At 68.8% G+C, this 17100-nt stretch carries 15 protein-coding genes; 7 read left to right on the top strand and 8 right to left on the bottom strand.

Annotated features, from left to right (window positions below):
* Positions 1-11 precede the first annotated feature (11 nt).
* On the top strand, positions 12-905 hold the full coding sequence (locus ACM6JT_RS31925) for an amidohydrolase family protein (protein ID WP_414857920.1): 894 nt from the start codon (positions 12-14) through the stop codon (positions 903-905).
* A 35-nt stretch (positions 906-940) separates the two neighbouring features.
* Here the strand turns inward: ACM6JT_RS31925 and ACM6JT_RS31930 are convergent, their stop codons facing one another.
* The 4 genes from ACM6JT_RS31930 to ACM6JT_RS31945 all read right to left on the bottom strand — a co-directional run bounded on the left by ACM6JT_RS31930 (position 941) and on the right by ACM6JT_RS31945 (position 6466).
* Positions 941-1648: a DUF3142 domain-containing protein gene (locus ACM6JT_RS31930; protein WP_175748020.1), complete on the bottom strand. Its 708-nt coding sequence runs from the start codon at positions 1646-1648 to the stop codon at positions 941-943.
* A gap of 7 nt (positions 1649-1655) precedes the next feature.
* Complete coding sequence (locus ACM6JT_RS31935; RefSeq protein ID WP_414857921.1) at positions 1656-3827, bottom strand: hypothetical protein; 2172 nt, start codon at positions 3825-3827, stop codon at positions 1656-1658.
* Positions 3828-4192: 365 nt separating this feature from the next.
* Positions 4193-5605: a 3-deoxy-D-arabino-heptulosonate 7-phosphate synthase gene (locus ACM6JT_RS31940; protein WP_414857922.1), complete on the bottom strand. Its 1413-nt coding sequence runs from the start codon at positions 5603-5605 to the stop codon at positions 4193-4195.
* A 99-nt stretch (positions 5606-5704) separates the two neighbouring features.
* Positions 5705-6466 (bottom strand): 2-keto-4-pentenoate hydratase, encoded by a 762-nt coding sequence (locus ACM6JT_RS31945; RefSeq protein WP_034184542.1) that lies wholly within the window; start codon positions 6464-6466, stop codon positions 5705-5707.
* Between the two features lie 426 nt (positions 6467-6892).
* Here ACM6JT_RS31945 and ACM6JT_RS31950 point away from each other — a divergent pair, with 426 nt between their 5' ends.
* The gene (locus ACM6JT_RS31950) at positions 6893-7369 is read left to right on the top strand and encodes a universal stress protein (RefSeq protein ID WP_034184678.1); all 477 of its coding nucleotides are present in this window, start codon (positions 6893-6895) and stop codon (positions 7367-7369) included.
* Between the two features lie 15 nt (positions 7370-7384).
* Positions 7385-7576, top strand: a complete 192-nt coding sequence (locus tag ACM6JT_RS31955) for a DUF2964 family protein (protein ID WP_034184541.1) — start codon at positions 7385-7387, stop codon at positions 7574-7576.
* Positions 7577-7708: 132 nt separating this feature from the next.
* Here the strand turns inward: ACM6JT_RS31955 and ACM6JT_RS31960 are convergent, their stop codons facing one another.
* Entirely contained in the window at positions 7709-9010 is a 1302-nt protein-coding gene (locus ACM6JT_RS31960; RefSeq protein WP_414857923.1) for a tetratricopeptide repeat protein, read from the bottom strand.
* Positions 9011-9185: 175 nt separating this feature from the next.
* Between ACM6JT_RS31960 and ACM6JT_RS31965 the strand changes: the two genes are divergently transcribed.
* From ACM6JT_RS31965 to ACM6JT_RS31975, 3 genes are all read left to right on the top strand, one after another.
* The gene (locus ACM6JT_RS31965) at positions 9186-10907 is read left to right on the top strand and encodes a phage integrase family protein (RefSeq protein WP_414857924.1); all 1722 of its coding nucleotides are present in this window, start codon (positions 9186-9188) and stop codon (positions 10905-10907) included.
* A gap of 164 nt (positions 10908-11071) precedes the next feature.
* On the top strand, positions 11072-11395 hold the full coding sequence (locus ACM6JT_RS31970) for a TfoX/Sxy family protein (protein WP_414857925.1): 324 nt from the start codon (positions 11072-11074) through the stop codon (positions 11393-11395).
* A 91-nt stretch (positions 11396-11486) separates the two neighbouring features.
* On the top strand, positions 11487-12407 hold the full coding sequence (locus ACM6JT_RS31975) for a hypothetical protein (RefSeq protein WP_414857926.1): 921 nt from the start codon (positions 11487-11489) through the stop codon (positions 12405-12407).
* Between the two features lie 25 nt (positions 12408-12432).
* Here the strand turns inward: ACM6JT_RS31975 and ACM6JT_RS31980 are convergent, their stop codons facing one another.
* Positions 12433-13584 (bottom strand): branched-chain amino acid ABC transporter substrate-binding protein, encoded by a 1152-nt coding sequence (locus tag ACM6JT_RS31980; protein ID WP_034184530.1) that lies wholly within the window; start codon positions 13582-13584, stop codon positions 12433-12435.
* 40 nt (positions 13585-13624) lie between these two features.
* On the bottom strand, positions 13625-14854 hold the full coding sequence (locus ACM6JT_RS31985) for an NAD(P)/FAD-dependent oxidoreductase (protein ID WP_414857927.1): 1230 nt from the start codon (positions 14852-14854) through the stop codon (positions 13625-13627).
* Between the two features lie 231 nt (positions 14855-15085).
* Between ACM6JT_RS31985 and ACM6JT_RS31990 the strand changes: the two genes are divergently transcribed.
* Positions 15086-16498: a PLP-dependent aminotransferase family protein gene (locus tag ACM6JT_RS31990; RefSeq protein ID WP_175748008.1), complete on the top strand. Its 1413-nt coding sequence runs from the start codon at positions 15086-15088 to the stop codon at positions 16496-16498.
* Positions 16499-16508: 10 nt separating this feature from the next.
* On the opposite strand, the gene ACM6JT_RS31995 is transcribed toward ACM6JT_RS31990, so the two are convergent.
* Entirely contained in the window at positions 16509-16952 is a 444-nt protein-coding gene (locus ACM6JT_RS31995) for a hypothetical protein (RefSeq protein ID WP_414857928.1), read from the bottom strand.
* Between the last annotated feature and the right edge of the window lie 148 nt (positions 16953-17100).

Consider the following 17100-nt stretch of genomic DNA (forward strand, 5'->3'; position numbering starts at 1 on the left):
AGGGAGGCGCAATGCAGGTCGTCGATCCACATGTGCATTTCTGGGATGCCGATGCGTTGAGCTACGGCTGGCTCGACCGCGCGCAACCGGCGTTTTCCGGGCCGGTGGCGGCGCTGCCGCGCGCATACGGTCCGGCCGACCTGCGCGCGGACGCGGGCGGGATCGACATCCTGAAAGTCGTGCACGTCGAAGCGATCCATGACGCGTGGACAACGCCGAGCGAGGTCGAATGGCTGCAGGCGCTGGCCGACACGCCGGCGAGCGGCGGCATGCCCGAGGGCATTGTCGCGGGCGTCGACCTGTCGCGTGCCGACGCGCCGGCGAGGCTCGAGGCGGCCGCCGCCTGCGCGAACGTGCGCGGCATTCGCCAGGTACTGAACCGCCACGCGAACCCCTGGTACAACTACGTCGATCGGGACTATCTCGACGATCCGGGCTGGCGCGACCATTTCGGGTGGCTCGCACGGCTCGGGCTGTCGTTCGACCTGCAGCTCTATCCGTCCCAGGTCGGGGCCGCGCTGACGCTGGTCGATGCGCATCCGGACACGGTCTTCATCGTCAATCACGCGGGCATGTTCGTCGACCGCGACAGCGCGCACGGCTATCGCGCGTGGCGCGCCGGGCTGCACGGGCTCGCCCGGCGCGAGAACGTCATGCTCAAGCTGAGCGGGCTTGCGATGTTCGATCACCGGTGGACGATCGAGAGCTTCCGGCCATACGTGCTCGAGGGAATCGACGCGTTCGGCGCCGCGCGATGCATGTTCGCGTCGAATTTTCCGATCGACCGGCTGCATGCCGGCTATCCGGCGCTCTGGCGAGCGTATTCGGAGATCATTGCAGGGGCGAGCGATGCGGAGAGGCGGGCGCTGTTTGTCGGCAATGCAGAGCGGATCTATCGCATCTGATACGCCGGGGACCAACGTCGCCGCGTTTCCGCCCGCTAGCTGTTGCGCAGGAACACGACGTAGCCGCGGAACCACGGATTCGTCGCGAGGTACGGCGGCGCGTCCCACTCGCCGCCCTGGATCACGCCGATCCGAAATGGCAGTTGCAGCCGCGCGACGCGCGGCAGGTAGGCCGCATAGTCGGGGATCGTGCTGCGCCCCTGATAGGTCTGCACGATCACCTCGTCGACAATGCCCCTGAGCTGGTTGACCTGGTCGGCATCGATGCGGCTGCTCCAGTCGAGCAGCCCCGTGATGCTCAGCCGGCAATCGGCGGGCAAGGTCTCGCGCAGCGTGCGCAGGAATTCGACGTAGTCCTGCAGATGGCGCGTACGCGCATCGAAGTCGATCTGGATGCCCGCGATCGTGCGGCCCGACGCACGCCAGCGCGTGAGCTGCGCCAGCATGATCTGCGTGACGCGCGGCGTCCAGCGCAGCGTATGCGCACGATAGACGAGCCAGACGCGCGCGTTCGGCGCGGGCGGCAGCGCGACGCCCTGCGCGATGACGCGTACCTGCGATTCGTCCCGCGGCGATGCTTCGATCTGCCCTTGCAGCACGTAGATGGCGCGCGCGCCGCTTACGACCGCCTGCGGCTTCACGCCGGCCCACAGCCAGAATGCGTCGTACTGCGCGGCGTCGACGGTGCCGGCTAGCACGATGCGTCCGGCCAGCAGCAGCGCGGCGCACGCAATACGCTTCACGCCGCGCTCACCAGTAGTAGCGGAGCTTCTGCGCCCACGGGCTGCCCGGATAGGTGGCCTTCAGCGTATCGAACCAGCGCTTGCGCGTGTTCTTCGGCACGTCCTTGCCGCCGCATTCGTTGCTGCCCGACGGCGCATAGCACTTGATTGCGCGGTAGAACGCGTACGCGCGGTCGTTCGGGTTCGCCTGCGCATCGGCCATCACCGTCACATAGCTCGACATCCGCTCGTACGGCTTGCCCGCGAACTGCGACGGCGATGCGCCGAGCGTCGGCGGTACGCGCGTGGCGGTCGTCGACGATGCGTTGCGTATCCACAGCGGCACCGGATCGCCTTCGAGACCGGCTGCGGGCGGATGCAGGCGCGCGAAATCGGCGAGGCAGTTCAGCCCTTTCGCGTCGCCGGGGTTCTGCTGCAGCGTCGCGGCGATGTCGCGCGCGGACGGGCACGTGTAGCCGTCTTCGTTCCTGGCGCCGGGCGCGATGAACGGTTTCAACGGATCGGCAGGCGTGCCGGAAACCAGCGCGGCATCGGCAATGAAGTCGGCGTAGTGCGAGCGCGTGAGCTCCTTGTACAGCAGCGTGTACAGCGCGGTGTCGCGCAGCGCGCCGCCGGTCGCCTGGTTCTGCGCCTGCGCGCGCAGCAGGTCGGCACTGGCCGAACGCTGCAGCAGGATCGCGCGGAGCGCGGCGTTCTGCACCGGCGAATCGTCGGCGAACACGTCGTTGACGAGCCCGGCCTGTTCCAGGTTGATCGCGAGCGCGAGTTCCAGCGCTTCGCGCTGGAAGCGGAATTTCGCGAGCGGGATCAGGTCGCGCCACAGCTGGCGGGCCTTGTCGGGCTGGCCGCTGTCCTCAAGCGCGAACGCGCGCAGCGTCTGCTGGCTCAGGCCGAAGTAGTCGAGCGGCACGGCCGGCGTCTGCGGCAGCAGTTCGAGCGCGGCATCCGGCTTGTGCCCGATCTGGACATACCAGGTCGCGAGCAGGTAGTCGTAGAGCGCGGGCGCGTTCGCGAAGCGCGGCTTCTGCGCCTGCAGGTCGTCCAGCGTCAGCGGCTTGCTGCGGCTGGCGTCGCTGCTGTCCGACGTGCGCATGCGCAACAGGTCGACGGTCGCGAGCACGGTCGGCGACTGGATCTGCCGCGCGTCGAGTTCCGACCCGAACAGCAGCTTGCTGTCGAGTTCGTTCGCCAGTTGCATCAGCGGCACGTTCGAGGTCTTCGGCGACCAGCGGGCGAGCGCGTTGCCGTACAGGTCGGCCTGCTGCGCGACGTTCCCGCCGAGCCACGCGACGCGCCGCAACAGCCCCGACGCGGACACCGCATAGCGCCCCTGCGGATATACGTTCAGGTAGGTACGAAACACCGTGTTCGCGGCGTCGAGAGACACCTTCGTCACACGAGCGCGCGACGGTGTGGGGCTGTCGTTGTCGAACACCTTGGCCTGCGCGGCGTTCAGCTGCGCGCGCCCGGCCATGTAGAGCCCGGTTTCCTTCAGCCACGGGTTCGCGCTGTGCGATGCGTTCGCGAAGGCTTTGGTTGCGGTGAGGAAGTCGGCGCGGTAGAACGCGTTCGTGCCGTCGAGGTAGGCCGCGAACTGCTGGCCGAGCGGCGATTTGACCGGCGGCTTCGTCCAGGCGGCGCTAGCGCCGCCCGCGGCACAGGTCTTCTGTGCGATGTCGGTGCGCGCCGTGCGCAGGCGCGCGGCTTCGTCGGCGGGGATGCCGCCGGCGGCATTCAGTGCGTCGTTGAACGCATCGGCGCCGGCATTCATGCTGCGGCAGATGCTGCCTTCGCCGTCGGCATACCGATTCGACGGCGCATCGGCATCCGCCGCGCCGCCGGCCTGGTCGGGCCGCTTCTGACCGATCTCGATCCACCCGGAAAAGTCCAGCGGGAACGGCACGATGATCTGGTTGATCCGGTCTTTCGCCGGGATTGTCTTCGGGTCCGGGAACACCTGCGCGACCTTGCCGCTGTCGACCATCAGCAGCATCGCGTTGATGCGCGTGTCGTTGGCGGGGCTCAGCATCGGCACGTTGCCGCACGAGTACGCATTCTGCCGGAGCGTGGCCGGCGCGTAGCAAGTGTCGTCCGAGCTGGCGTGGGCGCCGGGGATCCAGAGCAGGCTGGCCGCCAGCGCGGCGAGCAGGTTTCGTTGCAGCAATGGGTTTCTTCGCATTTTTCTTGTGCTGGGGTGGGGCCGCGATGGCCGGGTCTCTCAGGGGGCGTCGTGCCCCGGCGCGTATCGTACCAAACGGGCGGGACGGATAGCGCCGGCGGGCGGTGCGGTCGCGGTGATCGGGCGGCGGGCGCGAGTCTGTCGGCCAGTCGCGGCGATTGCCGGCCCGGCGAAATGGAAGTCCACTCAGTGTAGACGTAACGCCACCTTGAATCCGGATCGCCCGAATCAAGATTCAGCCGGCAGTTGCGACCGACGATCGATGGGCCGACGGCGGCCGGCTGACGGGATGGACGCTGCCGTTCGGCGTGCTCACCAACTGTGCGGGCGGCGCGCTGCCGTTGCGCGACGGCCCGGCTCGCGCATCACGCGTACACGCTGCTCGCGACGCCATCGTCGGCGACATCGTCGATCGCGGCCCGCAGGTCGTCGATCGCCACCATCAGTTCGCGGACCTGCCGCAGCGACGGGTATTGATGCAGCACGGCATGCCATTGCGGCAGCGTCAGCAGCGCATGCCAGATGACGCCGAGGCCGCCCGGATCGGCGTTCGGCTGCCGTGCGAGCGCGCTCGCGTATTCGAGGCTCGCCTGCGCAGACAGCAACTGCATCCGGCTCGCCGCGCCCAGCAGGCGCGGCGTCGCGTCCGCGGACGCATCGCAGCAATACAGCACTTCCCGTTGCAGCGCCGCGTCGTCGGTCGTCAACGCGCGGAGCGACGCGCCGTGCACGCGCACCGTGCCCTGGTGCGTCTCGAACGAATAGATCGTGTCCGCGTCGGCCTGCGCGAGCAGGTTCAGGCCGCGCAGCAGCCGCGGCAAATCGGTTGTCGCCGCATCGGCCGATGCCTTCGCTTCGACGAGGAAGCGAACGTTCCATGCGGGCGCCGCTTCATCGCCGCGCGTACGTTCGAGCAGGATCGCGTCCCATTCGGTTTTCGCGCGGTCGTGCCGTCCCGGTATCGATGACGGCACGCGCATCGATGTGACCACCCGGTAGGTGCGCCGTTCGTCCACGGCTTCCAGCCTGCCGGCCAACGCGTCGAGCGCCTGTGCGGCCAGCGCTTCGACGGCCGCGCCGCGCTGCTGCGACGCGGCGCCCTGCGCGACCGCGATCGTGCTGCCCTCGAGCGGACCCTGGCGTACCCACAGTGCGCGGTATCGCCGGACGTGCTCGTCCGACGCGAGCGCATCGAGACGCAGCAGGCGTTCGAGTGCCGCACCATCCTTCAGCTTGACGATGTCCTGCTCGAACGCGGCGTCGGTCGCCATGTCGGGCAGCGCGAGCAGTTGCTGCAGCGTCGCATGGAGATCGGCCCACGACGCGGACGTTGCGGCCGAATGCAGCCGCGCGAGCCCGTCGCGTTGCCACGCCTGGGCGCTGCGCTCGAGTTTGGCCGGGTGCGCGATCGCGTTGACGGCCGAGTGCAGCGCGCGCCGGTCCTGCTCGGCGTGCGCGTGCAGCGACGCGTATTCGCGCACGCTCGGCGCGTCGTGCCGCAGCACCGCGGCCTGGAAGGCGGGATCGCCGGATTGCCTGTCCATCGCGTCGCGGATCATCCGTGCGAGCGCATCGATGAAGCGCTGCTGCAGTTCCGCGCCGGGAGCTTGTCCGTCGCTTCGCAGCCGGCGCGCTTCCTCGATCGCGATCGCAAGGGTGGCGGCCGGGTTCGCGGCTTCGGCCGGCGACGACGCGCTGTCGAGCGGCGGCAGCCGGTAACGGCGAGCGACGGTGCGCAGGACTTCGTCGAGCAGGGCGGGAAGCGGTGTCAGCGACATGTCAGGTATCGGGGTGGAAGCGGTTCGCGTGATCGGGGTTGAGGCCAGGCGCGATGACGCTGCCGTCACGGAAGGTCGGACGGCAGCGCGCGTGACACATCACGCCGTCAACGTCACCGACAAACTGCCGAGCTCGCCGAAGCGGACCGTCAGTGCATCGCCGAGCGGCACGTCGATCGCACCCGCGTACGAACCGGTCGTCACGATCTGGCCGGCGCGCACCGCATCGCCGCGCGACGCGAGGAAATTGACGAGCCACACGAGCGGCTTCAGCGGATCGCCGTCCGGATGGCGGCCGTCGATCGTGCGGTTCAGCGCACCTTCGAACGACAGCGCCAGCGTCGCGAGCGGCACGTTCAGCCCGTCGTGCACGACCGGGCCGACGCACAGCCCCTGGTTGAACTGCCCGTCGGCGAGCAGCTCGAACTTCGACGCGCGCGCCGGCTCCGCGTAGCGGCAGCCGAGCACTTCGAGCACGATGCGCACTTCGCGGATCGCGCCGCGCACGTCGTTCTCGTCGTACGGCCGTTCGCGCGCGGGCAGGTCGCGATCGAGCACGAACGCGATTTCCGGTTCGATCCGCACGATCGGCCCGCCGACGACGCGGTACGGTGCATCGGCTTCGCGGATCGTCGACGCGAAGATCGGCGCGAGGATCACGCGGTCGGGCGGCGGCAGCGCGCATTTCCATCCGCCGACGGGTTCGCCGAGCAGGTCGGCGACGCGCTGCTGGATCGCCAGCGCGGTGTCGACGTCCTCGGGGCGCAGCGCATCGGGCAGCAGCGGGCCGGGCGAGCCGGCATGGCGGGCGGCGACGAGATGCTGGGCGGCGCCGTCCACGCGTTCGGTAGTCGTTGTCATGTCGGTTGAGCGAGTCGAAAGTGAGCCGGCAAAAAAGGGCCGGACGAAAGTCGTACATTCGATGATAGCGCTTTCGGCGCGATGGCCGCTCGATCCGGTCGCGCATTGGCGGCCCGCGGCCGCCGCACGCCACCCTCGGAATCTCCGCTGGACGATCGGCTCGCCCCGGCGCCAGCAAGCCCGGCACGTTGTGCGACGCAACAGGGAAAGCGCCTTCCCGAGTGAAATCGAGCGACGGGAAACGCGGGTTTCCTTCCTGCGCGGCGGCCGAACGCCGCGCGCGTGGCGGGCGCCCGCGAAGCCGGTTCGCGGATCGAATACCGGCCCGGCTTGATCGTCATCAACAACCGAACCCGCCAGCCGCCGATGATGGCGACATGGCCGCGCGCGATACGGTGCGCGGCAGTTCACCCCAGCGAGGTTCGCATGTACGAGAAGATCATGGTGGCCGTCGACGGCAGCGCTACGTCGAAACAGGCGCTTGCCGAGGCAGTGAAGATGGCACGGGCGGGCGACGCGCACGTCAGCGTCGTGTATGTGGTCGACAAGTCGGTGCTGTTCACTTACGCGGGCCGGTTCGACCCGCATGCGCTCATCGAGGAAATCCGTGAAGACGGGTTCAAGGTGCTGCGCGAAGCCGAACAGATCGTCGCGGCCGCCGGCGCGAAGGGCGAGGCCGAACTCGTCGAGACCGAGAGCATCGGCGAGGACGTTGCGGAACGCCTGCAGCGCTACGTGAAGGAACGCGGGATCGATCTCGCGGTGGTCGGCACGCACGGGCGGCGCGGCATCCGGCGCGTGCTGCTCGGCAGCGTCGCCGAGCGCTTCGTGCGCGGCTCGAAATGCCCGGTGCTGCTGATTCGCGGCGACGACGCCGACGTATCGGCCGCCGCCGCGGCCTAATGCGGCGGGTGCGAGATGATACGCCGCCAATACCGGATCGTCGTCGCGGCGATCGCCGTGTTCGTGTCGCTTGCGGGGATGATGGCCGTCGTGACGGGGTTGCTGTTCGATGAAGCGATGGCGCTGCGTGGCGGCGCGATCGCGTTGATCGTCGGCGTGGCCGGCTTCGTCGTGATGCTCAATCCGGGCGTGAAAGGCGAGGAGTGACGCGGGCGTGTTTTGCCCGCGTCTCCCGGTCGACCGGGCCCGACAGGTCCGGCGGCCGCTTTTCGAAAAGCCGGCGGTAGCCGTTGCCGCATCGGCACCGGCCCCGTCGCTTCGCGCCGCTGCCCGGCGCCGTTACTCCGCCTGCGCGCCCGCCGTTTCCCGCGCCTTCGCGCCGTCCTGCCCGATCTGTATCTCCAGCCGCTTCGCCGTTTCCTCCAGCTCCGCGTTGTTCGGCTGAATCTTCCGCGCCTGCGCGAACGCAGCGCGCGCCTCATCCTGACGTCCCAGCTTCCACAGCACTTCGCCCTTGTGCGTCAGGCCGGTGGCATAGGCTTCGTGCGCGTCGCTGTCGTCGCCGTTCTTCGCGAAGATCGCAATCGACCGGTCGAACCACGTGAGCGCTTCGTCGTTGCGGCCGAGGCGATACAGCGCCCAGCCCTTGCTGTCGAGCGCGTACGCATCGTCCGGTGACTTCGCGAGATGCGCGTCGATCATCGCGAGCCCGCGATCGACTTCCACACCCGCGTCGACGAGCCGATAGCCGATGTCGTTCAGGCGGTCGTCGGGGATCTCGCCGAGATCGAGCACGGCGGCGATCCGGTTCGAGTCGTGCCCGGCGATCGCGAGCGACAGCAGCTTGGTGACGATCTGTTGCCGCAATTCGGTGCTGATACGGCTGCCGTTGGCTACCAGGCTGCCGAGGTATTGCGTGTACAGGTCCGGCGCGCCGGGATCGCTCGCGCCGTTCGCGATGGCCGCGCCCGGGCCCGCGCACCAGTCATCGTCGGCGGACCCGGCCAGCGTCCCGGCATAAAGACTGATGTTCCGCGGCGTGCGCGATTGCGCGTAGTAGGTGTAGCCGCTCGCATCCGAGTAGCCGCACGCCAGATATTCGTTTTCCACGTCGAGTACATACGGGAATTTGCCGAGCGGCTCGTTGCCGAATGGCTCGACCAGCCGGAACGATTCGCCCATGTCGCCTTCGCCGACGATCGGGTTGAACACCCACTGCTTCTGCGGATGAACCTTCGGCAGCCGGATCTTGACGGTGCGCCCGGCGGCGTCGGTCGCGCCGAAGATCACGCTGTCGTGCTCGTCCGGCTTGACGGGCAGGCCCGCGATGACCTGGCCAGGCAGGAACAGCCGGTACCGCGCATTCGGCAGCGGCTGGTGCGTGACGGGGTCGCGCAGCACGAACTGGTGAACATGAGCGCCTTTTCCGAACGACTGTGTCGATGCGACGTAGGTGCGCGCGTGGGCGGCGGGCAGCGCGGTGCAGCTCAAGGCCGCGGCAACGAGCGCGGCGAGAAGGCGTGATGTCATGGAATTGCGGTTCTTATATGTAAGGGTTTTTATAGACCGACGGCCGGGAATGCACTGAACAACCTGCGCAACCTTCGATAAACAGCGGGCTGCGGATGCCGGATCGTCCATTGCAATTCAATGCGGAGTCCGCTCGCCGCACCGTGATGCTTGGAAGAGGCGTACGGGTGACGCGCGAATGCAGTGCGCAGCATAACAGGCACGTGTCGTGTACTCGCGTCGATCGACACGCCGGACGCCGCGCGCGACGTTTCCGGCCGCGCGCGCTTCTGTCAAACTGGCGCCCATGAAACCGCGCCTCGCCTCACCGCCTTCCTCCGATTCCGCGCCTGCGCCCGCAGGCTTTCCCGATGCCGACGAACTGGCCGCGCTGCGCGCGTGGTACGCGGGCATGACCGTGCGCCAAGCCGTCGAGCGCTACCTGCCCGATCGGCTCGGCGCAGGGCGTTCGGCGCGCGGCGTGATCGGCGGCATTCGCCGCCGCCTCGTGCGTGTCGCGCGGCTGGCTGGCCGGCCCGATCTCGCGGAACGGCTCGGTCATCCCGACGGTGAGCGTGTACGGGAGGCGAAGGCCGCGACCGAAGCGATCGGCATGTTGCGTCATGCGCGCGCGCCGGTCCCGCAGATCAGCGACGACGTCGGCCTGTGGCTGCCCGCGCGCGCGGTCGCCGCGCTGCGTGCGCACGGGATCGCGACGCTGGCCGATCTGACCGTCCGGATTCCGCGCCGGCGCCAGTGGTGGAGCGCGATTCCTGGCCTCGGCATGGCCAGTGCGCGGCGCATCGAGGCGTTTTTTGCCGCGCATCCGGACCTGACCGAACGGGCGCGCGCGCTGATCGCCGCGACGCCGCGCAGCAGCATCGTGCCGTGGGAGCAGTTGAAGCTGCCGCACGAAGTCGACGGTTCGGCCGGCACGTTCCGCGCGCCGCGTGCGACCAGCACGCTCGACGCGGACAACGATTACGCGGCCGTGCACGCATGGCTGTCTCTGCACGAATCGGCTGCGACGCGGCGCGCATACCGGAAGGAGGCCGAGCGGCTGATCCTGTGGGCGATCGTCGAGCGCGGCCGTGCGCTGTCGTCGCTGACGACCGAGGATGCGGTCGCGTATCGCGCGTTCGTGCGGCGCCCGACGCCGCACGAACGCTGGGTCGGGCCCGTGCGGCCGCGCGGCGCGCCCGACTGGCGGCCGTTCTCGGGCGGGCTGTCCGCGCGTTCGGCGGCGTATACGCTGTCGGTGCTCGGCGCGCTGTTCCGCTGGCTGATCGAGCAGCGCTACCTGCTCGCGAATCCGTTCGCGGGCGTCAAGGTGCGCGACACGCGCGGCCCGAACGCACTCGACACGTCGCATGCGTTCACCGAAGGCGAGTGGCTGCTGGTCCGCACGATCGCCGACGGGCTCGAGTTCCGCACGGACGCGTCGTCCGGCTGGACGCTCGCCGCCGCGCAGCGGCTGCGCTTCATTCTCGATTTCGGCTATGCGACCGGGCTGCGCGCGAGCGAGCTGGTCGGCGCGACGCTCGGCGACATCGAGACGGACGCGCACGGCGACGCGTGGCTGAAGGTGATCGGCAAGGGACGCAAGGCCGCACGCGTCGCGCTGCCGCCGCTGGCGCGCACGGCGCTCGATCGTCATCTGGTCGCGCGCCGGCTGCCGGTCACGCCGGTGCGCTGGCGGCCCGATACGCCGCTGATCCCGAGCCTCGCGGAAGACGGCGCGGCCGCGATCACGAGCGTGCGGCTGTGGAAGGTGATGCAGCGCTTTTTCGCGCAGACGGCCGAGGTCGTCGATGCCGATAACCCGGCGCTCGCGCAGAAGCTGCGGCAGGCGAGCCCGCACTGGATGCGTCATACGCATGCGACGCACGCGCTTGCGCGCGGCGCGGAGTTGACGACCGTGCGAGACAACTTGCGGCATGCGTCGATTTCGACGACGTCGATTTATCTGCATGGCGACGATGTGAAGCGGGCGCGGCAGATGTCGAGTGCGTTTGCGGCCGACAAGTAGGCGAGTCGGAAGGTGTTGGCAGGCAACGCACATGCGACGACGGCGGTCGATGGTTGGGCGCGTTTCCCGTCTGCGAATGAATGACGCACCGCAGCGTATCCGCCGACAAGACGGAACGGTCCGGCGCACACTGCGGTCATACACATTTTCACCAGGAGCAGCGAATGGCATCGAGCCAGGGCACGGTCGATTTCATCGTCGAGCAGATGGCGGCGGCCGGCACGGTATCGGCCCGCAAGATGTTCGGCGAATACGGCATCTATTGCGACGGCAAGATGGTCGCGCTCGTCTGCGACGACCGGCTGTTCGTCAAGCCGACACCCGAAGGCCGCGCGTTTCTCGGCACCTGCGAAGAAGGCCCGCCGTATCCGGGCGCGAAGCCGCACCTCGTCATCGCCGGCGATCGCTGGGACGACCGCGAATGGCTGTCGGCGCTGATCCGGATCACCGCGGCGCAGTTGCCGGTGCCGGTGAAGCGAAGCCGATAGCGGGCATGCGCGACGCGCCACGTCGTGCAGCGCGCAGGCGTATTCTGTGACACATGCGTGCGACCACCGCGCGCCCGGAGGGAGCACAAGAATGGAGACATCCGGACATCCGCGCGGCGCGCAGCTTGCCCGCCGCGCCTGGCACGCGCTCGTCGCGGCCGTTTGTGTCGGCTGGAGCGCGCTGGCGTTCGGCGCGGAAGGCGCAGGCGGCGCGGTGGCGCTGCTCGACCGCTACCACAGCCTCGGCGCGCAACTGAAGGACAACGCGTTTCACCGGCCGCTGACCCTCGAATCGTCGGAGGCGTCGTCGTCGCTGAAGGGCGACATCTATGCGGTGGTCGACTATCCGTTCGCGGTCGTGAACGGCCAGTTCAACGATTCCGCGCAAGGCCCGGCGAACTGGTGCGCGGTGCTGATCCTGCACCTGAACACGAAGTACTGTCGCGCATCGAGCGACGGCAACGGCCCGGTGCTCGACATGAACGTCGGCCGCAAGATCCAGCAGAAGCTGCCGGATACCTATCGCCTGCAGTTCCGCTATCGCGTGGCGGCCGCGACGCCCGACTACTTCCAGGTCGACCTGACCGCCGACAGCGGCCCGATGGGCACGAAGGATTACCGGATCGCGCTGGAGGCCGTGCCGGTCGGCGCGTCGCGCACGTTCCTGCATCTCACTTATTCGTACGGCTTCGGCACGGTCGGCCGGATGGCGATGAAGACCTACCTCGCGACGGTCGGCAGCGACAAGGTCGGGTTTACGGCCGCCAGCGGCGCATCGGCCGCGCAGCCGCAGTACATCGGCGGCGTGCGCGGGCTGCTGGAGCGCAACACGATGCGCTACTACCTCGCGATCGACACGTATCTCGCGACGCTCGACAAGCCGCTCGACCAGCGCCTCGCGCGCTGGTTCGACGCGACCGAGCAGTATCCGCAGCAACTGCACGAAGTGGAAAAGGGCGCGTATCTGCAGATGAAAGCGCAGGAGATACAGCGGCAGCAGGCGGCGCGGTAGGCGACGCCGTCCGCTGTCCTGCCGCTCAGTTCGACGCGCCGCCGACCGTGCGGATACTGCGCCACTGTCCCTGTTCGACGCGGAACAGCGTGTAGGGCGGCTTGATCAGGTCGCCGCGCTCGTCGAACGAGATCTTCCCGGTCACGCCGGTGACCGACACGCCCGACAGGCTCGCGACGATCTTGGCGCGATCGACCGAATCGGCCTTGCGGATCGCCGCGATCATCGCGAGCGCCGCGTCGTACGCGAACGGCGCATACAGCTCGACGTCCTGGTTGAAGCGCGCCTTGTAGCGCTGCGCGAACGCGACGGCGGACGGCAGCTTGTCGAGCGCGGGGCCCGGTTCGAGATCCTGCGTGCCTTCGCCCGAATTGCCGGCGATCTTCAGGAATGCATTGCTTTTCAGCGCGCCGGCGCCGAACAGTTGCGCGCGGATGCCGAGCGAGCGCATTTGCTTGACGAGCATCGCGCCCTGTTCGTCGAGCCCGCCGAAGAACAGCAGGTCGACGTTGTTGCTCTTCATCGTCGTCAGGATGCCGCGGAAGTCGACGGCCTTGTCGTTCGTGTATTCGCGGCCGACGACGCTGCCGTGCGCGTCCTTCACGCCTTTCTCGAACGCGTCGGCAAGCCCCTGGCCGAACGCGGTGCGATCGTCGATGATGCCGATCCGCTTCGCCTTCAGCTGCTCGACCGCGAAGCGGCCGGCCACCACGCCGCCGATGCCGTCGTGCCCCATCGTGCGGAACACGTTCTTGAAACCCTGCATCGTCAGTTGCGGATTGGTCGAGCCGGGCGTGATCATCGCGACGTTCGCCTGCCGGTAGACGGCCGATGCGGGAATGCTGCAGCCCGAGTTGTAGTGGCCGATCACGCCGGCCACGCCGTCGTCGACGAGCTTCTGCGCGACCTGGATCGCGATGCGCGGATCGGCCTGGTCGTCCTGCACGTCGAGCACGAAGCGCACCGGCTTGCCGCCGATGGTCGGATGCTTCGCGTTTTCCTCGTCGAGCGCGAGCTGCGCACCGTATTGCAGGTCCTTGCCGACGCGCGCGACGGGCCCCGTCAGCGGGCCGGCGAAGCCGATCTTGATGGTTTCGGGGTCCGCGGCCTGCGCGGACACCGTGACCGCGCCGATCGAGCAGACGGCCAGCCAAACCAGCCAGTTACGACGATTCATGATGGATGCCTCCTTGCAGTGGTTGAAATCGCGGCGCGCGTCAGAATCGCGCGGCCCGGTATGGCGTGAGGTCCAGCGGCGGTGCGCGCTGGGCGACGAGGTCGGCGACGATCCACCCGGTGATGCCGGCGAGCGTCACGCCGAGATGCTGATGACCGAATGCGTGGATCACGCGCGCGCTGCGCCGCGCGCAGCCGATCACGGGCACGCCATCCGGCAGCGTCGGCCGGAAGCCGAGCCAGCTGCGCGTCGGCGCGCCGAGCGACGGCAGCGCCTCGCGTGCCGAACGCGTGAGCAGTGCGACGAGCGAGCGGTTCATCGGCGCGTCGAAGCCGCCGAGTTCGACGGTGCCGGCCGCGCGCAGCCCTTCGTCGAGCGGCGTCATGTAGAAACCGCGTTCGGCCCAGCCGACCGGCCGCGTGACGATCTGCTCATGCGCGGCGAACTGCACGTGATAACCGCGCTCGGTATCGAGCGGCACGGCGTCGCCGCACGCAGCCGCGAATTCACGCGAGCGGGCGCCCGCGGCAATGACGACGTGATCGAAGGTGCGCACCGAGCCGCCCGCGTGCACGTTCACGCCGTCGCCGACGGGCTCGATCCGCTCGACGCGCTCGCGTTCGAGCGTCGCGCCGCCGGTTGCGAGATGCGCGAACAGTTCGCCGAGAAACCCGTGCGGATCGGAGAAAAACCAGCTTCCGACGAACAGCACGCCGCGCTCGAAGATCGGCGCGAGCGCGGGCTCGAGCCGGCGGATCGCGTTCGCGTCGAGCAACTCGAACGGCACGCCGAGCCGGCGCCGCAGCGCGAGCGACGGCTGCGCGGCATCGAACGACGCCTGCCGCGCATACAGGTACAGGCATTCGCGCGGCCGCACGAACGCCGCGAGCCGCGCGGTGGAGAGCAGCGGCGCATAGCCGTCGGCGGCGCGCGACAGCAGCGCGGCCAGCGCGCTCGCGCTGCGTGCGTGACGCGCGGGCGTCGATGCGAGCAGGAACCGCGCGAGCCACGGCGCACCGCGCAGCAGGTACGGCCAGCGGATGCGCAGCGGGCTGTCGGCCGCGAACAGGAAGTGCGGGATGTCGCGGAACACGGATGGGCCGTTCACCGGCACGCAGCCGTACGGCGCGAACGTCGCGGCGTTGCCGAACGACGCGCCGTGGCCGACGCCGGCCGGATCGAACAGCGTCACGCGATGCCCGTCGCGCTGCAGCCATGCCGCCGCGCCGAGCCCGATGAAGCCTGCACCCACGATGGCGACGTTCGCCATGACGCATTCCCTCCGGCACACATGGTTCACACAAAGTTGAGATAAAGAATCACACAGTAATTTTTTGTGTGCAATCAAAATGAGATTGTGTGGCGTTAGTGTTTACCCTATTTCAACTGGCTGATTCAACAGACTTTTCCGCTGACGTTTGACGGGGAGGGGATGTCATATACAATCGCTGGGCAAGCCAAAATGGCAGACAAACGCTTTTTGTGTGGTCACAGGCGATAAATGGCATCAGACAAACTTTCCGGCGAGCGCGACGGCGGTGCGCCGGTGCAGGCGAAGCGGCCGACTTATGTCGAGGTATCGAGCTCGATCGAGGAGGAAATCCGCAACGGCACGTATCCGCCGGGCAGCCGCCTGCCGCCGCAGCGCCAGCTCGCGACCGAGCTCGGCATCAACGTGTCGACCGTGTCCCGCGCGTACAAGGAACTGCAGCTGCGCGGCCTCGTGATCGGCAGCAAGCGCCGCGGCTCGCTCGTCACCGGCGGCGCGATGCCGAGCATCGCGCCGGCCCGTGCGGCGCTCGCGGCGGGCAACGGCGTGATCGACCTGACCGTGAACCGCCCGGCGACCGGCGAGTTTCTCGCGAGCCTCGCGCAGACGTTCGGCACGCTGCCGAACGACCCGCGTTTCGCCGCGCTGCAGGAATACCAGCCGCCGCAGGGGCCCGACTGGGCACGCGCGGCCGGCGCGCAGTGGCTTGCCGCGCCCGGCTTCACGCCGTCGCGCGACCAGGTGGTCGTCACGAGCGGCGCGCAGCACGGGCTGTACGCGGTGCTGAACAGCCTGATCGGCACCGACGGCGTGATCGTTGCCGATCGCCTCACGTATTACGGGCTCAAGGCGCTTGCGCCGGTGTTCCAGTTCGAGATCGTCAGCGCGCCGGCCGACGACGACGGCCTGCTGCCCGACGAGATCGAACGGATCTGCCAGCGCATGCCGGTCAAGGCGATCTTCGTCGTGCCGAACCTGCAGAACCCGACGGTGACGACGATGAGCCTCGCGCGCCGGATGGCGCTCGTCGACATCGCGCGGCGCCATCACGTGACGATCATCGAGGACGATGTGTACGGCCCGCTCGTGCGCGACCGGCTGCCGGCGATCGCGGGGCTGTGCCCCGAGCTGACGTTCCATATCGGCGCGACGTCGAAGGTCCTCGCGCCGGGGCTGCGCCTCGGCTACCTGAGCTGCCCGCGCGACAGCGTCGCGCTGTGCGCGGAAGCGGTACGCACGACCGCATGGATGCCGGCGCCCACGTCGATGCTGATCGCGACGGTATGGATCGAGGACGGCACCGCCGAGCGGATCATGGCCTCGCAACTCGCGGAGATCCGCGCGCGCGTCGATCTCGCGCGGGAACTGCTGCCGGCCGGGCAGTTGAAGTCCGACCCTGCTTGCATGTTCGTGTGGCTGCGGCTGCCGCCGCCGTGGCGTGCCGACGACTTCGCCGCGAACGCGAAGGCGCGGGGCGTGATCGTGATGCCGTCGTCGACGTTCGCGGTCGACCGCGCGGAAATCGAGCACGGCGTGCGCATCAACCTCGCGTGCCCGGCCACGCGCGACGAGCTCGTCAACGGGCTGCGGATTTTGTCCGGCACGCTGAAGGACCGGCCGCGCGCGCTGTTCGGCTCGATCTGACGGCGGGCGCTCAGTCGAGCAGGCCCGCGACGACGTCGACGATCCGCTGCAGCAGCGCTTCGTCGTAAGGCAGCCACGGCACCGCGCGCAGCGGCGACGGCGACGGCTCGGTCACGGGTTCGACGGGTTCGCCGTCGCGCGTCACGCGGCCGGTCGCGCAATGCACCGACCACGTGCCGACGCGCACGTGGCGTTCGTCGATCGTCATCCTTCCTTGCGCAATCGCGTCGGCGAACACGAGCGACAGCACGTGCTTGCGATGCCGCGCCATCACACCCAGCGGCAAATCCGACAGCCGGTTCAGGCGCTGCCAGCGTTCCGCTTCGATTTCGCGCTGGCGGATCGGGTCGACGGAGAGCACGGCGGCGGCTGCCGCGCGTGTCGCGTCGTCGTCGAGCGCGAACGCGGACACGCTGACGAGCAGGTCGACCGCGCGCGCCACTTCCGAGAACACGACGCGATCGACCTCGCCGGTTCGCGTTCGAGCAGTTCGTCGCTCGCATTGGGGAGGTAGACGACGATCCGTACGCCGAGCCCCTGCAGGACCTGGAACACCTTGCCCACCGCACGGTGTCGGCGCCGCGTTCGGCCTTGACCATGAA

Origin of the sequence: Burkholderia sp. IT-111MI5, from assembly GCF_949752865.1 — a bacterium.
In the GTDB taxonomy this organism is placed as follows: Bacteria; Pseudomonadota; Gammaproteobacteria; order Burkholderiales; family Burkholderiaceae; genus Burkholderia; species Burkholderia pyrrocinia_C.